The organism is Rhodococcus tibetensis, from assembly GCF_024438035.1.
GTDB lineage: Bacteria > Actinomycetota > Actinomycetes > Mycobacteriales > Mycobacteriaceae > Rhodococcus_F > Rhodococcus_F tibetensis.
The window spans coordinates 32246-48698 of record NZ_JANFQF010000022.1 but is presented as its reverse complement, the minus strand read 5'-3'; the positions used below and the strand labels follow the sequence as shown (position 1 = coordinate 48698).

The 16453-nt window shown below is 65.1% G+C and carries 14 protein-coding genes; 2 read left to right on the top strand and 12 right to left on the bottom strand.

Translation table 11 applies throughout. From position 1 onward, the window contains the following. Window positions 1-109 precede the first annotated feature (109 nt). The gene (locus NOF53_RS22140; RefSeq protein ID WP_255972751.1) at window positions 110-520 is read left to right on the top strand and encodes a VOC family protein; all 411 of its coding nucleotides are present in this window, start codon (window positions 110-112) and stop codon (window positions 518-520) included. Window positions 521-666: 146 nt separating this feature from the next. Beyond that, window positions 667-870 (top strand): cold-shock protein, encoded by a 204-nt coding sequence (locus NOF53_RS22135; RefSeq protein ID WP_109334475.1) that lies wholly within the window; start codon window positions 667-669, stop codon window positions 868-870. A gap of 331 nt (window positions 871-1201) precedes the next feature. Here the strand turns inward: NOF53_RS22135 and nuoN are convergent, their stop codons facing one another. From nuoN to NOF53_RS22075, 12 genes are read right to left on the bottom strand one after another with little or no spacing between them, the layout of a single operon-like run. Then, window positions 1202-2824, bottom strand: a complete 1623-nt coding sequence (gene nuoN / locus NOF53_RS22130; RefSeq protein WP_255972747.1) for an NADH-quinone oxidoreductase subunit NuoN — start codon at window positions 2822-2824, stop codon at window positions 1202-1204. Further along, complete coding sequence (locus tag NOF53_RS22125) at window positions 2821-4422, bottom strand: NADH-quinone oxidoreductase subunit M (protein ID WP_255972745.1); 1602 nt, start codon at window positions 4420-4422, stop codon at window positions 2821-2823. Before NOF53_RS22125 ends, nuoN begins: the two co-directional genes overlap by 4 nt. Next, window positions 4419-6347 carry an NADH-quinone oxidoreductase subunit L gene (gene nuoL, locus NOF53_RS22120; RefSeq protein WP_255972743.1) on the bottom strand — a complete coding sequence of 643 codons (1929 nt, stop codon included), beginning with the start codon at window positions 6345-6347 and terminating at the stop codon, window positions 4419-4421. The genes NOF53_RS22125 and nuoL overlap by 4 nt, the downstream gene beginning before the upstream one ends. Window position 6348: 1 nt before the next feature. Next, on the bottom strand, window positions 6349-6648 hold the full coding sequence (nuoK, locus tag NOF53_RS22115) for an NADH-quinone oxidoreductase subunit NuoK (RefSeq protein ID WP_255972740.1): 300 nt from the start codon (window positions 6646-6648) through the stop codon (window positions 6349-6351). Beyond that, the gene (locus NOF53_RS22110; RefSeq protein ID WP_255972738.1) at window positions 6645-7529 is read right to left on the bottom strand and encodes an NADH-quinone oxidoreductase subunit J; all 885 of its coding nucleotides are present in this window, start codon (window positions 7527-7529) and stop codon (window positions 6645-6647) included. Before NOF53_RS22110 ends, nuoK begins: the two co-directional genes overlap by 4 nt. Next, window positions 7523-8122: an NADH-quinone oxidoreductase subunit NuoI gene (gene nuoI, locus NOF53_RS22105; RefSeq protein ID WP_255972736.1), complete on the bottom strand. Its 600-nt coding sequence runs from the start codon at window positions 8120-8122 to the stop codon at window positions 7523-7525. The genes NOF53_RS22110 and nuoI overlap by 7 nt, the downstream gene beginning before the upstream one ends. Further along, complete coding sequence (gene nuoH, locus NOF53_RS22100; protein ID WP_255972734.1) at window positions 8115-9467, bottom strand: NADH-quinone oxidoreductase subunit NuoH; 1353 nt, start codon at window positions 9465-9467, stop codon at window positions 8115-8117. The genes nuoI and nuoH overlap by 8 nt, the downstream gene beginning before the upstream one ends. Then, entirely contained in the window at window positions 9464-11896 is a 2433-nt protein-coding gene (locus NOF53_RS22095) for an NADH-quinone oxidoreductase subunit G (RefSeq protein ID WP_255972859.1), read from the bottom strand. Before NOF53_RS22095 ends, nuoH begins: the two co-directional genes overlap by 4 nt. 23 nt (window positions 11897-11919) lie before the next feature. Continuing rightward, window positions 11920-13218, bottom strand: coding sequence for an NADH-quinone oxidoreductase subunit NuoF (nuoF, locus tag NOF53_RS22090; protein WP_255972732.1), 1299 nt, complete (start codon window positions 13216-13218; stop codon window positions 11920-11922). Window position 13219: 1 nt separating this feature from the next. Next, window positions 13220-14194 carry an NADH-quinone oxidoreductase subunit NuoE gene (nuoE, locus tag NOF53_RS22085; RefSeq protein WP_255972730.1) on the bottom strand — a complete coding sequence of 325 codons (975 nt, stop codon included), beginning with the start codon at window positions 14192-14194 and terminating at the stop codon, window positions 13220-13222. Further along, the gene (gene nuoD, locus NOF53_RS22080; RefSeq protein WP_255972728.1) at window positions 14191-15531 is read right to left on the bottom strand and encodes an NADH dehydrogenase (quinone) subunit D; all 1341 of its coding nucleotides are present in this window, start codon (window positions 15529-15531) and stop codon (window positions 14191-14193) included. The genes nuoE and nuoD overlap by 4 nt, the downstream gene beginning before the upstream one ends. Continuing rightward, window positions 15531-16265, bottom strand: a complete 735-nt coding sequence (locus tag NOF53_RS22075; RefSeq protein WP_255972726.1) for an NADH-quinone oxidoreductase subunit C — start codon at window positions 16263-16265, stop codon at window positions 15531-15533. The genes nuoD and NOF53_RS22075 overlap by 1 nt, the downstream gene beginning before the upstream one ends. Between the last annotated feature and the right edge of the window lie 188 nt (window positions 16266-16453).

Below are 16453 nucleotides of genomic sequence, written 5' to 3'. Positions count from 1 at the left end.
ACCGATCCAGGGCTGCACTGATCCGGGGTCGAGCGACCGCTCTTCGCTGTACCGTCGGTGTGTCGGATCGCCACGAGAAACAATTTCTGCACCGAGAAGGAGCTTCGCCATGGCCTCACGTCTCAATCCGTACATCAGCTTCGGCGGCAACGCACGAGAGGCGATGGAATTCTACAAGGAGGTGTTCGGCGGTTCGCTGTCGATCAACACCTTCGGAGAATTCGGTGCGCCCGACGCCGAGAGCAGCGACAAGATCATGCACTCGCTGCTCGAAGCCGACAACGGATTCGTGCTGATGGGCGCCGACACCCCTCCTGGGATGCCGCACAACCCGGGCGACAACATTGCCGTCAGTCTCTCCGGTGACGACGCCGACGAGCTGCGCGGCTACTGGACGAAACTCTCCGAGAACGGGACGGTGTCCGTCCCCCTCGAGAAGCAGATGTGGGGCGACGAGTTCGGCGCCTGCGTGGACCGGTTCGGCATCTCATGGATGGTGAACATCACGCAGCCGCAGTGATGCGCAGGCGCGCTACCACGGTTTTTCGCCCGGTCGGAAGCCGAACGTCGGTAAATGCACTCGTTCCGCGGCAGAGGGTGGCAGTATGGGTGTACGACCGGGCCTCGATATGAGCGTTCGGCGGACAGTTGCAGGGAGTTAACGGTATGGCGCAGGGTGTTGTGAAGTGGTTCAACAGCGAAAAGGGATTCGGGTTCATCGCACCGGATGACGGCAGTGCCGACCTTTTCGTTCACTACTCGGAGATCTCGGGCAGCGGCTACAAGTCGCTCGACGAGAACCAGCGTGTGGAGTTCGAGGTCGGCCAGGGACAGAAGGGCCCGCAAGCCCAGAACGTGCATCCCGTCTGACGGATCCAGACGTAACGTGAGGCCGCGCCCGATTGTTTCGGGTGCGGCCTTCGCACGTTACGGCGAGGCCTCGGGGCGCTTCTCCACCCGCGCGGTGTGGGGTACCCAATCGTGATGCAGTGCACTCGTATGCCGTGCGGCAAGTGGGTACTCGTCCGGTGGTCGTCGCACGATCACGAACGACCGGGCTCCCATGGAGGTGACAGCGATGAACCTGTACTATCCGCTGGTCATTGTGCTGTATGTAGTGTCGGCTCTGTTGCAGGGCAATCTCGGGACGATCTTCTGAGCCCGATACGTCGGACGCACCCAGCCTGATTGCCGGCCCGGCTCAGCGCACGAATACTGCAGCCCGGTCGGCGATATCGAGCGCGGTCTGCGGCAGGATGCCCAGAACAATGGTGACCACGACGGAGACGGAGACGGCGGCTGTGGTCAGCACGCTGGGTATCACGACCGTCGGCGCGTCGTCCCGCGGCTCCGAGAAGAACATCAGCACGATAACGCGCACGTAGAAGAACGCCGCGATCGCGCTGCTCACTACCCCGACGAGGACGAGTGGGGTGGCGCCGCCCTCGATCGCGGCCTGGAAGACCGCAAATTTGCCGACGAACCCACTGGTCAGCGGGATACCGGCGAAAGCGAGCAGGAACAAGGCGAATACCACCCCGACGAGAGGTGAACGCCTGCCCACTCCCGCCCACCGCGACATCTCCGTGACCTCCCCGTCGGAGTCCCGGACGAGGGTGACGACAGCGAAGGCGCCGAGGGTGCTGAAGCCGTAGGCGAGGAGGTAGAACATCGTCGACGACAACCCGGCGTCGTTGGCGGCGATGAGACCCGTGAGGATGAACCCGGCGTGGGCGATCGACGAGTACGCGAGCATACGTTTCACATCGGTCTGAGTCACCGCCAGGACCGCACCGATGACCATGGTGAGGATGGCAACCACCCACAGCATGGGCCGCCAGTCGTCGCGGAGGCCGGGGAGGGCGACGTAGAAGATGCGGAGCATCGCGCCGAAGGCCGCGATCTTGGTAGCCGCCGCCATGAATGCGGTAATCGAGGTGGGGGCGCCCTGGTAAACGTCCGGTATCCACGAATGGAACGGCACCGCACCGACTTTGAACAACAACCCCACCGCGAGCAGTCCGGTGCCGATCAGGGCCATTCCCTCGTTGCCGGAACCATCGGCGACGGTATCAGCGATCCCTGCCAGCTGGACCGTCCCGGCGTAACCGTAGAGCAGCGCCACTCCGTAGAGGAAGAACGCCGAGGAGAACGCGCCGAGGAGGAAGTACTTGAGCGCAGCTTCCTGGGACAGCAGGCGTCGGCGGCGGGCCAGTCCGCACAGCAGGTACAGCGGCAGCGACAGCACTTCCAGGGCAACGAAGATGGTGAGAAGGTCACCTGCGGCGGGAAACAACAGCATCCCGCCGATTGCGAGCAACGTGAGGGGGAAGACCTCGGTCTGGGCGGCGCCGGCTTCCTCGGCCTCCCGTTCGGCCGCGCTCCCGGGTAGGGCCGCCGCCTGAGGGGCGAATGCATCCGCCACCACGGCGGCGTCGGCGGTTGCCCGGCCTGCACTGACCGCGACACCGGCCGACACCCGCATGCGGTCGAGGCCCCGCTCGGCAATCAGCAGAATCGCCGGGATCGAGACCAGCAGAATCGTCCCTTGCAGAAACAGGGTCGGTCCGTCGATGATCACGGCGCCCATGACCGCCGAACTACGTGTTCCCGCGAGCAGGACGACGGCGACGAACGCCGCCGCGAGACCACCGAGGCTGAGAACGAGATGACTCGTGTAGCGGGCCCGGCGTGGCAGGAAGGACTCGACGAGCACGCCGGCCACGGCCACCCCGAACACGATGAGCATCGGTGAAAGCTGACCGTACTCGATGTCCGGGGTGGGCAGCGCCGGACTCTGCGCGAGCAATGTGTCGGGACTCATGGGTGAGTACCTCCGTCCGGTGCCTGTTCGGCTACGGAGCCGCTGCGGGGGTCGGTGGGAACAGTGGGCGCCGGGTCTTGCCGGTCGATCGTGGTGAGGATTTGGCCGACGGCGGGTGTGATCACGTCCAGGGCGGGCTTGGGATACACGCCGAGGATGATCAAGAGAGCGATGAGCGGTGCGACCACAGCCAGTTCACGGGGCACGAGGTCCCGGACTTTCTCGTTGTCCTCGGTGATCGGACCGGTCATCACCCGCTGGTACAGCCACAGCACGTAGACGGCGGAGAGGACGAGTGCACCGGCCGCGAACACGGCGGCAACCTGGTAGCGCGGATAGGTGCCGACGAGGACGAGGAATTCACTGACGAACGGTGCCAGCCCGGGCAGGGACAGCGTCGCGAGCCCTGCGACGAGGAACGTGCCGGCCAGAACGGGCGCGACCTTCTGCACGCCGCCGTAGGCGTCGATGAGGCGCGTGCCGCGGCGCGAGATCAGGAACCCGGCGATGAGGAACAGTGCCGCAGTCGAGATTCCATGGTTGACCATGTAGAGCGTGGAGCCGGCTTGGCCCTGACTGGTCATGGCGAAGATCCCGAGGATGATGAACCCGAAATGCGAAATCGACGTGTAAGCGATCAGCCGCATCATGTCGGTTTGGCCGATAGCGAGCACTGCGCCGTAGAGAATGCCGATCACCGCCAGCGTGGCGATCAGGGGCGCGAACGTAGCGGACGCCTCGGGGAACAGTTGAAGGCAGTACCGCAGCATCGCGAAGGTGCCCACCTTGTCGACGACGGCCATCATCAGCACCGCACTTGCCGGTGTCGCCTCCACGGCCGCGTCCGGGAGCCAGGAGTGAAACGGCCACAGCGGTGCCTTGACGGCGAAGGCGAACATGAAGCCGAGGAACAGTGCATTGAGAACGGCGGGGTCGGCGCCGAGCTCTCCCGCGGATGCGGCTGCCACGACCTCCCTGAAGTCAAACGTCCCGGTGCCCCCGTCGGCGGTCACGACGTAGAGGCCGATCACCGCAGCGAGCATGATCAGGCCGCCGAAGAGGTTGTACAGCAGGAACTTCACCGCAGCATACGAGCGGCGCGCCCCGCCGAAACCTCCGATGAGGAAATACATCGGGATGAGCATCGCCTCGAAGAACACGTAGAAGAGCAGGATGTCGAGGGCGGTGAACGACACCAGCACCATCGCCTCGACCATCAGGATCAACGCCACATACGTATGGGCCACCCGTCGCTGCGTGTAGTCGGGCGCGTCCTGGCCGTCGTTCCAGCCTGCCAGCAACAGCAGCGGCACCAGCACCGCGGTCAGCAGAACCAGCACCAGCGCGATGCCGTCCAGTCCCAGGGTGTAACCGGTACCGAAAGCCGGTATCCACGAGTGGGATTCGACGAACTGGTATTGAGCGCCGCCTGCATCGAATCCGATCGCCAGCCCGCCCGCGAGGACGAGAACGGCTATGGCCACACCCAGCGCAATCGACTTGGCGAGGTGCCGTCTGCGCGCGGGAACTGCCAGGACCACGCCGGCGCCGACCATCGGCAGCACCCAGAGGACCGTCAGCCAGGGAAAGTTGTTCACCACAGCCTCACCAGCATCATCGTCGCGACCACCAGTGCCGCACCTGTGAACATGGACAGTGCATACGACCGGACGAAGCCGGTCTGCAGGCGCCTGATCAATCCTGACCCCCCACTCACCGCGGAGGCGACACCGTTGACGACGCCGTCGACGCCCTTGTTGTCGAAGTACACCAGCAGCCGCGTCAGATACTGGCCGGGACGCATCACGACCGCCTCGTTGACGGTGTCACCGTAGAGGTCGTTGCGGGCTGCGAGGGTGAGCGGGGAGACCGCGACCGGAGCGGTTTCGGGCACTTCCTTTGCGGCATACTGCCGATAGGCCGCGGCGACACCGGCGAGCACGACCACCAGGATGAGGACGGTCATCATCCACACCGGGATTGCCGCCTCCTCGTGGTGAGCGCCGACAACTGGTTCCAGCCAGTTCACCAACGACGAACCGATGGCCAGTGCCGCACCGGATCCGACCGAACCCACCGCGAGTACGAGCATCGGTATCGTCATCACCCGGGGTGACTCGTGCGGATGCGCGTCGGCCGCCCAGCGCCGGTCCCCGAAGAACGTCAAGAGCATGACGCGGGTCATGTAGAAGGCAGTGATTCCGGCGCCGAGCAGTGCGGCCGTTCCGAGGATCACGCCCTTGACGCCACCCGCGGCGAAGGCCACCTCGATGATCGGATCCTTGGCGAAGAAGCCCGCGAAGGGCGGGATTCCGATGATGGCCAGGTAGCCGAGACCGAATGTCGCGAAGGTGATCGGCATGACGGTGCGCAGTCCGCCGTAGCGTCGCATATCCGTCTCGTCGTTCATGGCATGCATGACCGATCCGGCGCCGAGGAACAGTCCGGCCTTGAAGAAGCCGTGGGCCAGCAACAGCATGATTGCGAATGCGTACCCGGCCGGGCCGAGTCCGGCGGCCAGCACCATGTATCCGATCTGGCTCATCGTGGAGGCGGCGAGCGCCTTCTTGATGTCGTCCTTGGCGCAACCGATGATCGCCCCGAACAGCAGGGTGGCGGCTCCGACGATGACGACAGCCAACTGGGCGGTGGGAGCGAGATCGAAGATCGGACCGGACCGGACGATGAGGTAGACACCGGCGGTCACCATGGTTGCGGCGTGGATGAGGGCCGACACGGGGGTGGGTCCCTCCATGGCATCACCGAGCCACGACTGCAGCGGCAGTTGCGCCGACTTTCCGCAGGCGGCCAGGAGTAGCGTCAATCCGATTGCGGTCGTGATGCTCTGGCCCGCGCCTTCTGCGCCGGCGAACACTCCGGCGAAGGAAATGGTGCCGAAGGTCGCGAACATGATCATCATCGCGACGGCCAACCCCATGTCTCCCACACGGTTGACCACGAAGGCCTTTTTGGCGGCGGTCGCTGCCGTCGGCTTGTACTGCCAGAAGCCGATGAGCAGGTAGGACGCGAGACCGACACCCTCCCAGCCCACGTACAGGCCCAGGTAATTGTCTGCTAGCACCAGCAGGAGCATCGCGGCGAGGAAGAGGTTGAGGTAGGCGAAGAACAGGCGTCTGCCAGGCGCGGAGCCTGCGGTGCGGCCGGCGGGGTCGGGCCCGTGTGCCATGTATCCGATGGAATAGAGGTGGATCAGCGACCCCACGCCGGTGATCAGCAGCACGAAACAGATGGACAACTGGTCGAGTTGCAGTCCGAAGTCGACCTGCAGGCCGGCCACCGGAACCCAGCTGAACAAATTCTGGTGTACCGCACGATCGGCTTTGTCCGCGCCCAGCATGTCGACGAAGAGCGCGAGACCCAGTGCGAACGCGGCCAGTGCCGTCCCGCAACCGAGCAGGTGTCCCCACCTGTTGCTGCGGCGGCCTGTCAGCAGCAGCACGGCGGCACCGAACAGCGGTAGAGCGGGCAGCAGCCACACGAGCGACGTAATCCCCCCGCTCATGTCAGTACCTCAGCAGGTTGGCGTCGTCGACCGACGCCGAGCGGCGCGACCGGAAAATGGTCATGATGATCGCCAAACCCACCACCACTTCGGCCGCTGCGACGACCATGGTGAAGAACGCGAAGACTTGCCCGTCGAGGTTGCCGTGCATTCGGGAGAAGGTGACGAACGCCAGGTTGGCAGCGTTGAGCATCAGTTCGATGCACATGAACACGACGATGGCGTTGCGACGGAGAAGAACCCCCGCCGCGCCGATCGTGAACAGCAGGACCGACAGGTACAAGTAGTTTTCCGGGTTCACCGGGTGCCCTCCTCACCGAACGCTGCGGACTGTGTCGGCGAAACTTCTGCGCCGTGCACCTCACCCGTCACGGACCCGCTGGGGTGACGTCCGCGCTGTTGGAGAACCCGGCTGACCGACAGCCGAGAATAGGAGCCGTCCGGCAGCATGGCCGGCATGTCGACGGCGTTGTGCCGTGCGTAGACACCGGGACTGGGCAGCGGGGTGACGTGAGCGTCGGGAGTGTCGCCGACACTCCGTTGCGCCCATCGACGGAAGCGGTCCTGTGACAACTCGCGCTGACCCTTGCGGATTTCGAACCGTTCGCGATGCGCCAGCACCATAGCGCCGATGGTCGCGGTGATCAGGAGGGCGCCGGTCAGCTCGAACGCCCATACGTACTGCAGGAAGATCAGCTCGGCGAGGCCCTCGACATTTCCGCCGGCGTTGGCTTGCTCCAGATCGGCGAAGCCGGGACCTTCAGCCGAACGCGCCCACTGCGTCGACGCGTTACCGAGGCCGCCGATCAGCAGGAGCCCGAATCCGATTCCCGCCGCTACCGCGGCAGCGCGCTGGCCTCGGATCGTTTCGACCAGCGAGTCGGACGAGTCCACGCCCACGAGCATGAGCACGAACAGGAACAGCATCATGACCGCCCCGGTGTACACCACCACCTGCACGACACCGAGGAACAGTGCGCCCTGGGCGATGTAGAAGATGGCCAGGATGATCATCGTCATGGCGAGGAAGACGGCCGAATACACCGCTTTCGGGGCAATCACCATGCCCACAGCGCCGATGATCACTACTGCACCGAGGATCCAGAACTGCACGGCCTCGCCCGTCGATGTCCGTGTCAGGGGCTCCGCGGCCAGCACAGCGGAAGACAACGTGGTCACCACCGTGCCTCTTCTTTCCTGATCGTCTCGCTCACCTCGACCTGCCGTTCGTCGTCTTCGGCTTCCGCGGCAGGCGTGTCTGCCGTCGCCGCGGCAGTCACCGTGCCGCGGTAGTAGTCCTCGGCTGTGGTGCCCGGAGCCATGGGGTGCGGTGCTGCCTCCATGTCCGGCTCGAGAGGCGCGAGGAGACGGTCTTTGTCGTAGATGAGATCTGCCCGATTGTCGTCAGCGAGCTCGTACTCGTTGGTCATCGTCAGCGCCCGCGTGGGGCACGCTTCGATGCAGAGCCCACAGCCGATGCAGCGCAGATAGTTGATCTGATACACCCGGCCGTACCGCTCACCCGGTGAATAACGCTCCGACGCCGTGTTGTCGGCGCCCTCCACATAGATGGCGTCGGCCGGGCATGCCCAGGCACACAGTTCGCACCCGATACACTTCTCCAGCCCGTCCGGGTGGCGGTTGAGCTGGTGCCGGCCGTGGTAGCGGGGAGCGGTCGGGGTCTTCTCCTCCGGGTAGTACTCGGTATTCGGTTTCTTGAACATCGTCGAGAACGTCACACCGAAACCGGCAATGGGGTCGAGGAACTTAGACATCGCTGTCCTCCTTGTTCGTTCGAGCGGAGCCTGCGGAACGACCCACGGCGACGGGGGTGCGTGGGGGCACTGGTGTGCGCTGTCCGGGCATCGGCGGCACCGGGAAACCTCCTGCCATGGGGTCGAACGGGCGAGCGGCAGGAGTGTCACCTCCGGTATGGGATTGCGCGGCTTCGCCAGAAGCGCGAGTTCGACTGCGACGGAGGCGGGCCCACAGCATCGCGAGCACCACCAGCCCGAGGGTCACGCCTGCGGTGACGAGGGCGACCGGCCAGAAGTCGTACCCGTCGTTGCGGAATGCCCGCACCGTGGCGACGATCATGATCCACACCAGCGACACCGGAATCAGTATTTTCCAGCCCATGTTCATGAACTGGTCGTAGCGCAGTCGCGGAAGCGTGCCCCGCAACCAGATGAAGACGAAGAGGAATCCCCAGACCTTCAGGGTGAACCACAAGACGGGCAGCCAACCCGTATTGGCGCCTTCCCACATGTTGAAGGGCCAGGGCGCATGCCAGCCACCGAGGAACAGTGTGGTGGCGAGCGCGGACACCGTCACCATGTTCACGTATTCGGCGAGCATGAACATGGCGAATTTCAGCGAGGAGTACTCCGTGTGGAATCCGCCGACGAGCTCACCCTCGGCCTCGGGCAGGTCGAACGGGGCACGGTTCGTCTCCCCGACCATCGAGGTGACATAGATGAGAAACGAAGGGAGCAAGAGGAATACGTACCAGATACGGTCTTGCGCCGCCACGATCCCCGACGTGGACATCGTGCCCGCGTGCAGGAACACAGCGGCGAACGACAGCGCCATCGCGATCTCGTACGAGATCACCTGCGCCGTCGACCGCAGACCGCCGAGCAGAGGGTAGGTCGAGCCCGACGCCCACCCGGCGAGGATGATCCCGTAGACACCGACGGAAGTGACCGCGAGGACGTACAGGACGGCCACTGGGAGGTCCGTCAGCTGAAGTGCCGTGCGGTGACCGAGGATCGAGACTTCCGGGCCGAACGGGATGACCGCAAAGGCCATGAACGCGGGCACTGCGGCGATGATCGGCGCAAGCAGATAGATCGGCTTGTCGACGCCCTTCGGGGTGATGCCCTCCTTCAGCGCCAGCTTGACCCCGTCGGCGAGGCTCTGCAGCATGCCTCCAGGGCCCACGCGGTTGGGGCCGATCCGCATCTGCATCCTGGCCATGACCTTGCGCTCGGCGAGGATCGCGATCAGCGGGGTCAGGATGAGGAACACGAAGACGGCGAGAGCCTTCCCGAGGATCAGCCACCACGGGTCGTGGCCGAACAACGACGGGTCGGGGTAGTCGAGCGAAAGAACGGTCACGAGACCTCCTCGGGCGCATTCGGCGTCGAACTCGTCGACTCGGCGCCGACCGCACTCGCGACGCGGACGACGCTCCCCGACGAGACTGCGAGTTGCCGGAAGACTGCGGAACCGGGTGAGTTGAGTGGAATCCACACCACCCGATCGGGTAAGTCGGCGATCACCAACGGGAGGGTGACCGATCCTCGTTCGGTGCTGACGGTCACCGCAGAACCCTCTCCGGCACCGATCTCGGTAGCCGACGCGGCCGACAAGCGGACGACCGGTGTTCGAGCGGTCCCGGCAAGATGGGGTTCCCCGTCCTGCAGACGGCCGGAATCGAGGAGCATCCGCCAACTCGCCAGAACGGCTTCACCCGGACCGGGCTGCGGCACCTCCCGCGGAGAATACGCAGGCCCGGCCGGTCGCTCACCGTCCCAAAGGTTGAGTCGCCCCAGTTCCGCGCGCGCCGCGGCGGCGTCCGGAAGCCCGAGCGGGATGTTCATTTCGTGAGCGAGGGCATGAAGCACCCGCTGGTCGGGCATGGCACCCGTTCCGCGCAACGCCGCCTCGAACACCCGCGGCCTGCCCTCCCAGTCGAGGAAGGTGCCCGGTTTCTCCACCACCGGTGCGACGGGGAAGACCACGTCCGCCCGTTCGGTCACTTCACTGCTGCGCAGTTCCAGACTGACGACGAAGTCGGCTGCCTCGACTGCCGACAGGGCAGCCCTGGGATCGGGCAGGTCGGCGACCTCCACCCCACCGACCACCAGTGCGCCGAGCGTGCCGGCTGCCGCCGCGGCAAGGATTTCCTCGGTGCCACGACCAGGATCCGACGGCAGCTCCGGCACGTTCCAAACTGACGTCACCTGCCGCCTCGCCTTCGAATCATCGATGGGCCGACCCCCGGGTAGAAGTCCGGGCAGGGCGCCCGCTTCGAGCGCGCCCCGCTCACCGGCCCGTCGCGGCACCCACGCCAGGCGCGCGCCGGTGGCGTCCGCGAGGCGCACGGCCGCGGAGAGCCCGCCGGGAACGTTCGCCAGTCGTTCGCCCACGAGGATGACCGCGCCCGGTTGACGCAACGCATCCGCGACGGCCACGCCATGTTCGTCGAGCCGGGTTTCCGGGTCGCTGACGAGCGCTTCGAGCAGCTGCGGCTCGGCTCCGGGCACCGCACGCAGCAACCGACCCGACATCTTCGACAAGCTGCGGGTGGTGAAGGGGGCGATCGAGTACACCCCGTGTCCCTTCATGCGTGCCGCCTTGCGGAGCCGCAGGAAGATGATGGGCGACTCCTCCTCGGGCTCGAACGCGACGAGGAGGACGGCGGGGGCCTTCTCCAGATCGTCGTATGTGACCTCGAGTCCGCGGCCCGCGACCCGTGCCGCCAGGAAGTCGGCCTCTTCGGCGGAATGCGGCCGGATCCTGAAGTCGATATCGTTGGTCTCCAGCGCAACTCGCGCGAATTTCGCGTAGGCGTATGCGTCTTCCGCCGTCGCCCGGCCGCCGACGAGAACCCCCGCGTTGCCTCGTGCGGCCGCCAACCCCCGGGACGCAACCGCGAGGGCATCCGGCCACGAAGCGGGCACCAGCGTGCCCGTGTCGTCGCGGACCAGCGGGGTGGTGAGGCGGTCGCCCTCGGTGGCGTAGGTGAAAGCCCACCGCCCCTTGTCGCAGTTCCACTCCTCGTTGACCTGCGGGTCGTCCCCGGCCAATCGTCGCAACACCTTGCCGCGGCGGTGGTCGGTGCGCTGGGCGCAGCCGCTCGAGCAGTGCTCGCAAACGCTGGGACTGGAGACGAGGTCGAACGGACGCGCACGGAACCGGTACGCAGCACCCGTCAGCGCACCGACCGGGCAGATCTGCACGGTGTTGCCGGAAAAGTACGACTCGAACGGTTCCTTGGCATAGATGCCGACCTGTTGCAGCGCACCCCGCTCCTGGAGTTCGATGAACGGATCGCCGGCGACCTGCTGCGAGAATCGCGTGCACCGGGCGCACAGCACGCACCGCTCCCGGTCCAGCAACACCTGTGAGGAGAGTGGAATCGGCTTGGGGAACGTGCGTTTGACTTCTTCGAAACGCGACTCTGCCCGCCCGTTGGACATGGCCTGATTCTGTAGGGGGCACTCGCCGCCCTTGTCGCAGACCGGGCAGTCGAGCGGATGGTTGATGAGCAGCAACTCCATCACACCCTTCTGCGCCTTGTCTGCGGCAGCCGAGGTGAGCTGAGTGCGCACCACCATGCCGTCGGTGACGGTGGTCGTGCAGGAGGCCAACGGCTTTCGCTGCCCCTCCACCTCGACCAGACACTGACGGCAGGCGCCCACCGGATCGAGCAGCGGATGGTCACAGAACCGCGGAATCTGGATTCCGGCCAGCTCAGCGGCGCGAATCAACAGGGTGCCCTTCGGAACGCTGACATCGGCGCCGTCGATGAGGAGGCTCACTTCGTTAGCAGGCACCTGGGCTGTCACGCGTGAACTCCTGCCATGAGAGTTGACTGGTGGGGGTCGAACGGGCAGCCGCCCTGTTCGAAGTGCGCGACATACTCGTCCCGGAAGTACTTCAGGGAAGACATGATCGGGCTGGCCGCCCCGTCACCGAGGGCACAGAACGACTTCCCGAGGATGCTGTCGGAAATGTCGAGCAACTTCTCCAGGTCGGACTCGGAACCGCCGCCGCTCTCGAGACGCTGCAGAATTTGCACCAGCCAGTAGGTGCCTTCCCGGCAGGGTGTGCACTTGCCACACGATTCGTGGGCATAGAATTCCGTCCAGCGCAGCACCGCGCGCACCACGCAGGTGGTCTCGTCGAACAGCTGTAAAGCCTTGGTGCCCAGCATCGATCCTGCTGCGCCCACACCCTCGTAGTCGAGCGGAACATCGAGGTGCTCGTCGGTGAACATCGGGGTCGACGAACCACCCGGGGTCCAGAACTTCAGCTGATGCCCCGCGCGCATTCCCCCCGCGTACTCGAGCAGCTCCCGCAGCGTGATGCCGAGCGGCGCCTCGTACTGTCCGGGCCGGGTGACGTGACCGGACAGCGAGTAGAGGGTGAATCCGGGCGATTTCTCCGTACCCATCGAACGGAACCACTCGATCCCGTTCCTCAGGATCGGCGGCACGCTCGCGATCGATTCGACGTTGTTGACGACCGTCGGGCAGGCGTACAACCCCGCCACCGCGGGGAACGGGGGACGCAACCGGGGCTGTCCGCGCCGTCCTTCCAGAGAATCGAGCTGAGCAGTTTCCTCGCCGCAGATGTACGCGCCCGCACCGGCGTGGACCACGAGGTCGAGGTCGTACCCGCTACCGAGAATGTTGCGGCCCAGGTACCCGGCGGCGTGCGCCTCGGATACCGCAGCCTGCAGGCGACGCAGCACCGGCACCACTTCGCCGCGCAGATAGATGAAGGCGTGGCTCGAGCGAATGGCGTACGCGGCGATGATGACACCCTCGACCAGCGCGTGCGGGGTGGCCAGCATCAGCGGAATGTCCTTGCAGGTGCCGGGCTCGGACTCGTCCGCGTTGACCACCAGATAGTGCGGTTTGGCGTCGTCCTGCGGGATGAAACCCCACTTCACCCCAGTCGGGAATCCGGCACCACCACGACCGCGCAGCCCCGAATCCTTGATCGTGTCGATGACCTCGTCCGGCTGCATCTTCAGCGCTTTACGCAGCGCCTCGTACCCGTCGTGGCGGTGGTAGGTGTCGAGAGTCCAGGACTGGGGGTCATCCCAATACCGGCTCAGGACAGGAGTCAGCGGCACCTCAGTCTCCCTTGTGTGTCGGGTCGGTCCCAGAAGTGGATGCGCCCGGCGGCGCCGGTTCGGACGGTGCGGGAGCCGGCTTGTCCTTCGTCGACTCCGCCGCCAACGACTCGCCGATCTCGGCCTGCGGCCCGGACCCAGATGGTCCGGCCGACGGAGATGGCGCATCCATGTCGAGTTTCCGGGCAACCTGCAACCCGGCCAACGTGGCGTGGCCGGCGCCGCCGCCGGCTTCCAACGCCCCGGGCCGCTCGTCGGGGAAACCGGCAAGCACGCGAGCCGTCTCCCGGAACGTGCACAGCGGCGCTCCCCGGCTGGGCGTGACCTTCTCCCCGGACCGAAGCGAATCCACCAATGTGCGTGCTGATTCCGGGGACTGGTTGTCGAAAAACTCCCAATTGACCATGACGACAGGCGCGAAATCGCAGGCCGCGTTGCATTCGATGTGCTCCACGGTGACCTTGCCGTCCGGCGTCGTCTCGCCCGGTCGCACACCGAGGTGATCCTCGAGCGCAGCGAGAATCGCATCACCGCCCATGATCGCGCACAACGTGTTGGTGCAGACTCCGACGAAGTAGTCACCGGTCGGATTGCGCCGGTACATCGAATAGAAGGTGGCCACCGCAGCCACCTCCGCCCCTGTGAGACCGAGCTGATCGGAGCAGAAGTCCACGCCCGCCGGACTGATGTACCCGTCCTCCGCCTGCACCAAGTGCAGCAATGGCAACAACGCTGACCGTGCGGTGTTCTGGGGTCGCTCGCCCGGCTCCACCCCCGGCTTCGGATAGCGGCCGATGATCTCGGCGGCGTCCGCGCCCAACCTGGCCCGAACCTCCGGCGGATAGCTCTCTCGGGCACCCGGCCTTACGAGTTGGCCGTTCTCCTCAGGCCGCGGGCCGAATTCGATGAACACGCGCGTACTTTGGCTCACTGCGCTCGCGGGTACCTGCGCTGAACTACCAGGCAGAGGTTTCATCGGTCCACTCCGCCCATGACAGGGTCGATGCTGGCGACCGCGGCGATGACATCCGACACCATGCCGCCCTCACACATGGCGGCGACAGCCTGCAAGTTGGTGAACGAGGGGTCGCGGTAGTGCACCCGATACGGGCGGGTGCCGCCGTCGCTGACCATGTGCACACCCAATTCTCCACGCGGAGATTCCACCGCCACATACACCTGGCCTGGCGGTACCCGGAAACCCTCGGTCACCAACTTGAAGTGGTGGATCAACGACTCCATCGAGGTGTCCATGATCTTGCGTACATGCTTGGTCGAGTTTCCCAATCCGTCACTGTCCAAGGTCAAATCCGCGGGCCAGGCAATCTTCCTGTCCTCGATCATGACGGGGCCGGGACGCAAACGGTCGAGGCACTGCTCGACGATCTTCAGCGACTCCTTCATTTCGTCGACTCGGATCAGATACCGGCCGTACGCGTCACAACCCGTGTGGGTGCAGACGTCGAACTCATAACTCTCGTAACCGCAGTAGGGTTCCGACTTCCGCAGATCGTGCGGCAACCCGGTGGCACGAAGCATCGGGCCGGTGATCCCCAACGCCATACAACCCGTAAGATCCAAGTACCCGATGCCCTCGGTACGGGCCTTCCAGATCCGGTTCTCGTTGAGCAGGTTCTCCATATCCCGTATCCGCGACGGCATCACCGTCAGCAGCTCACGAACCTTTTCCACAGCACCGGCCGGAAGGTCCTGGGCGAGCCCACCCGGCCGGATGAAAGCATGATTCATCCGAAGCCCCGTGATGGCCTCGAAGACGTCCAGAATCAGCTCACGCTCACGGAAACCGAACAACATCGCCGTGACGGCACCCAACTCCATGCCACCCGTGGCCAACGCCACCAAATGCGACGAAATGCGGTTGAGCTCCATCAGCATCACCCGGACAACCGTGGCCCGCTCCGGAACCTCCTCGGTGACCCCCAGCAACTTCTCCACACCCAGGCAGTACGCCACCTCGTTGAAGAACGGTGACAAATAATCCATCCGCGTCACGAACGTCACACCCTGAGTCCAGTTACGGTACTCCAGGTTCTTCTCTATCCCCGTGTGCAAGTAGCCGATTCCACAACGCGCCTCGGTGACCGTCTCACCCTCGATCTCCAGGATGAGCCTCAAAACACCATGCGTAGAAGGGTGCTGGGGGCCCATGTTGACGACAATCCGCTCCTCGCCCGTCCCCTGCGCCGTACCCTCCGCAGGCACCCTCGCCGCGGCGATGATCTCGTCCCAATCCTGCCCGGCGACAGTGACCATGACCTCCGGCCGCTCCGCACGCGCCGCACCCTCGCCCATCAGTTGTACCCCCTCCGCTCATCGGGCGGCGCTATCTCCGCACCCTTGAACTCCACAGGAATACCGCCGAGCGGATAATCCTTACGCTGCGGATGCCCCGACCAGTCATCAGGCATCTCGATCCGAGTCAACGACGGATGACCATCGAACACGATGCCGAAAAAGTCATACACCTCCCGCTCGTGCCAATCATTCGTCGGATACACGCCATACAGCGAGGGGACATGCGGATCCGCATCCGGCACCGCCACCTCCACACGGACCCGACGGTTATGCGTAATCGACATCAACGGATACACCGCATGCAATTCCCGGCCGACCTCCTGCGGGTAATGCACACCACTGACGCCCAAACACAACTCGAAACGCAGCCCCGGCTCATCCCGCAACGAGCGGGCCACCACCGGCAAGAACTCGCGGCGAACATGGAATGTCAACTCCTCACGGAAAACGACAATCCGCTCGATCGCCTCCCCCACACCCACACCCCGCTCCGCCAACGCAGCCTCGAGGCCATCCGCCACCTCATCGAAATACCCGCCCAAAGGGCGAGGCGAACCGCCCGGCAACGCCACCGGGCTCACCAACCGCCCATACCCCGACGTATCCCCACTACCGCGCACACCGAACATCCCCCGGCGCACACCGATCACTGAATCATGGCTCGCTGAGACATGGCTCGCTTCGCTCGCAGGTGCTTGGCCTTCCTCGCGGACCCTTCCCTCGTCACTCACTCGCTACGCTCCCTCGCTCCTCAGTCCAGGCCCCACGGGCCGAGCACACAACCACATGGCTCGCTGAGACATGGCTCGCTTCGCTCGCAGGTGCTTGGCCTTTCTCGCGGACCCTTCCCTCGTCACTCACTCGCTACGCTCCCTCGCTCCTCAGTCCAGGCCCCACGGGCCGAGCACACAACCACATG

What these genes read in the sequence shown, in the direction of transcription:
- NOF53_RS22140 (WP_255972751.1), top strand. Translation starts at nt 110, where the DNA reads ATGGCCTCACGTCTCAATCCGTACATCAGCTTCGGCGGCAACGCACGA.
- NOF53_RS22135 (WP_109334475.1), top strand. Translation starts at nt 667, where the DNA reads ATGGCGCAGGGTGTTGTGAAGTGGTTCAACAGCGAAAAGGGATTCGGG.
- nuoN (WP_255972747.1), bottom strand. Translation starts at nt 2,824, where the DNA reads ATGAGTCCCGACACATTGCTCGCGCAGAGTCCGGCGCTGCCCACCCCG.
- nuoL (WP_255972743.1), bottom strand. Translation starts at nt 6,347, where the DNA reads ATGAGCGGGGGGATTACGTCGCTCGTGTGGCTGCTGCCCGCTCTACCG.
- nuoI (WP_255972736.1), bottom strand. Translation starts at nt 8,122, where the DNA reads ATGTCTAAGTTCCTCGACCCCATTGCCGGTTTCGGTGTGACGTTCTCG.
- nuoE (WP_255972730.1), bottom strand. Translation starts at nt 14,194, where the DNA reads ATGAAACCTCTGCCTGGTAGTTCAGCGCAGGTACCCGCGAGCGCAGTG.
- nuoD (WP_255972728.1), bottom strand. Translation starts at nt 15,531, where the DNA reads ATGGGCGAGGGTGCGGCGCGTGCGGAGCGGCCGGAGGTCATGGTCACT.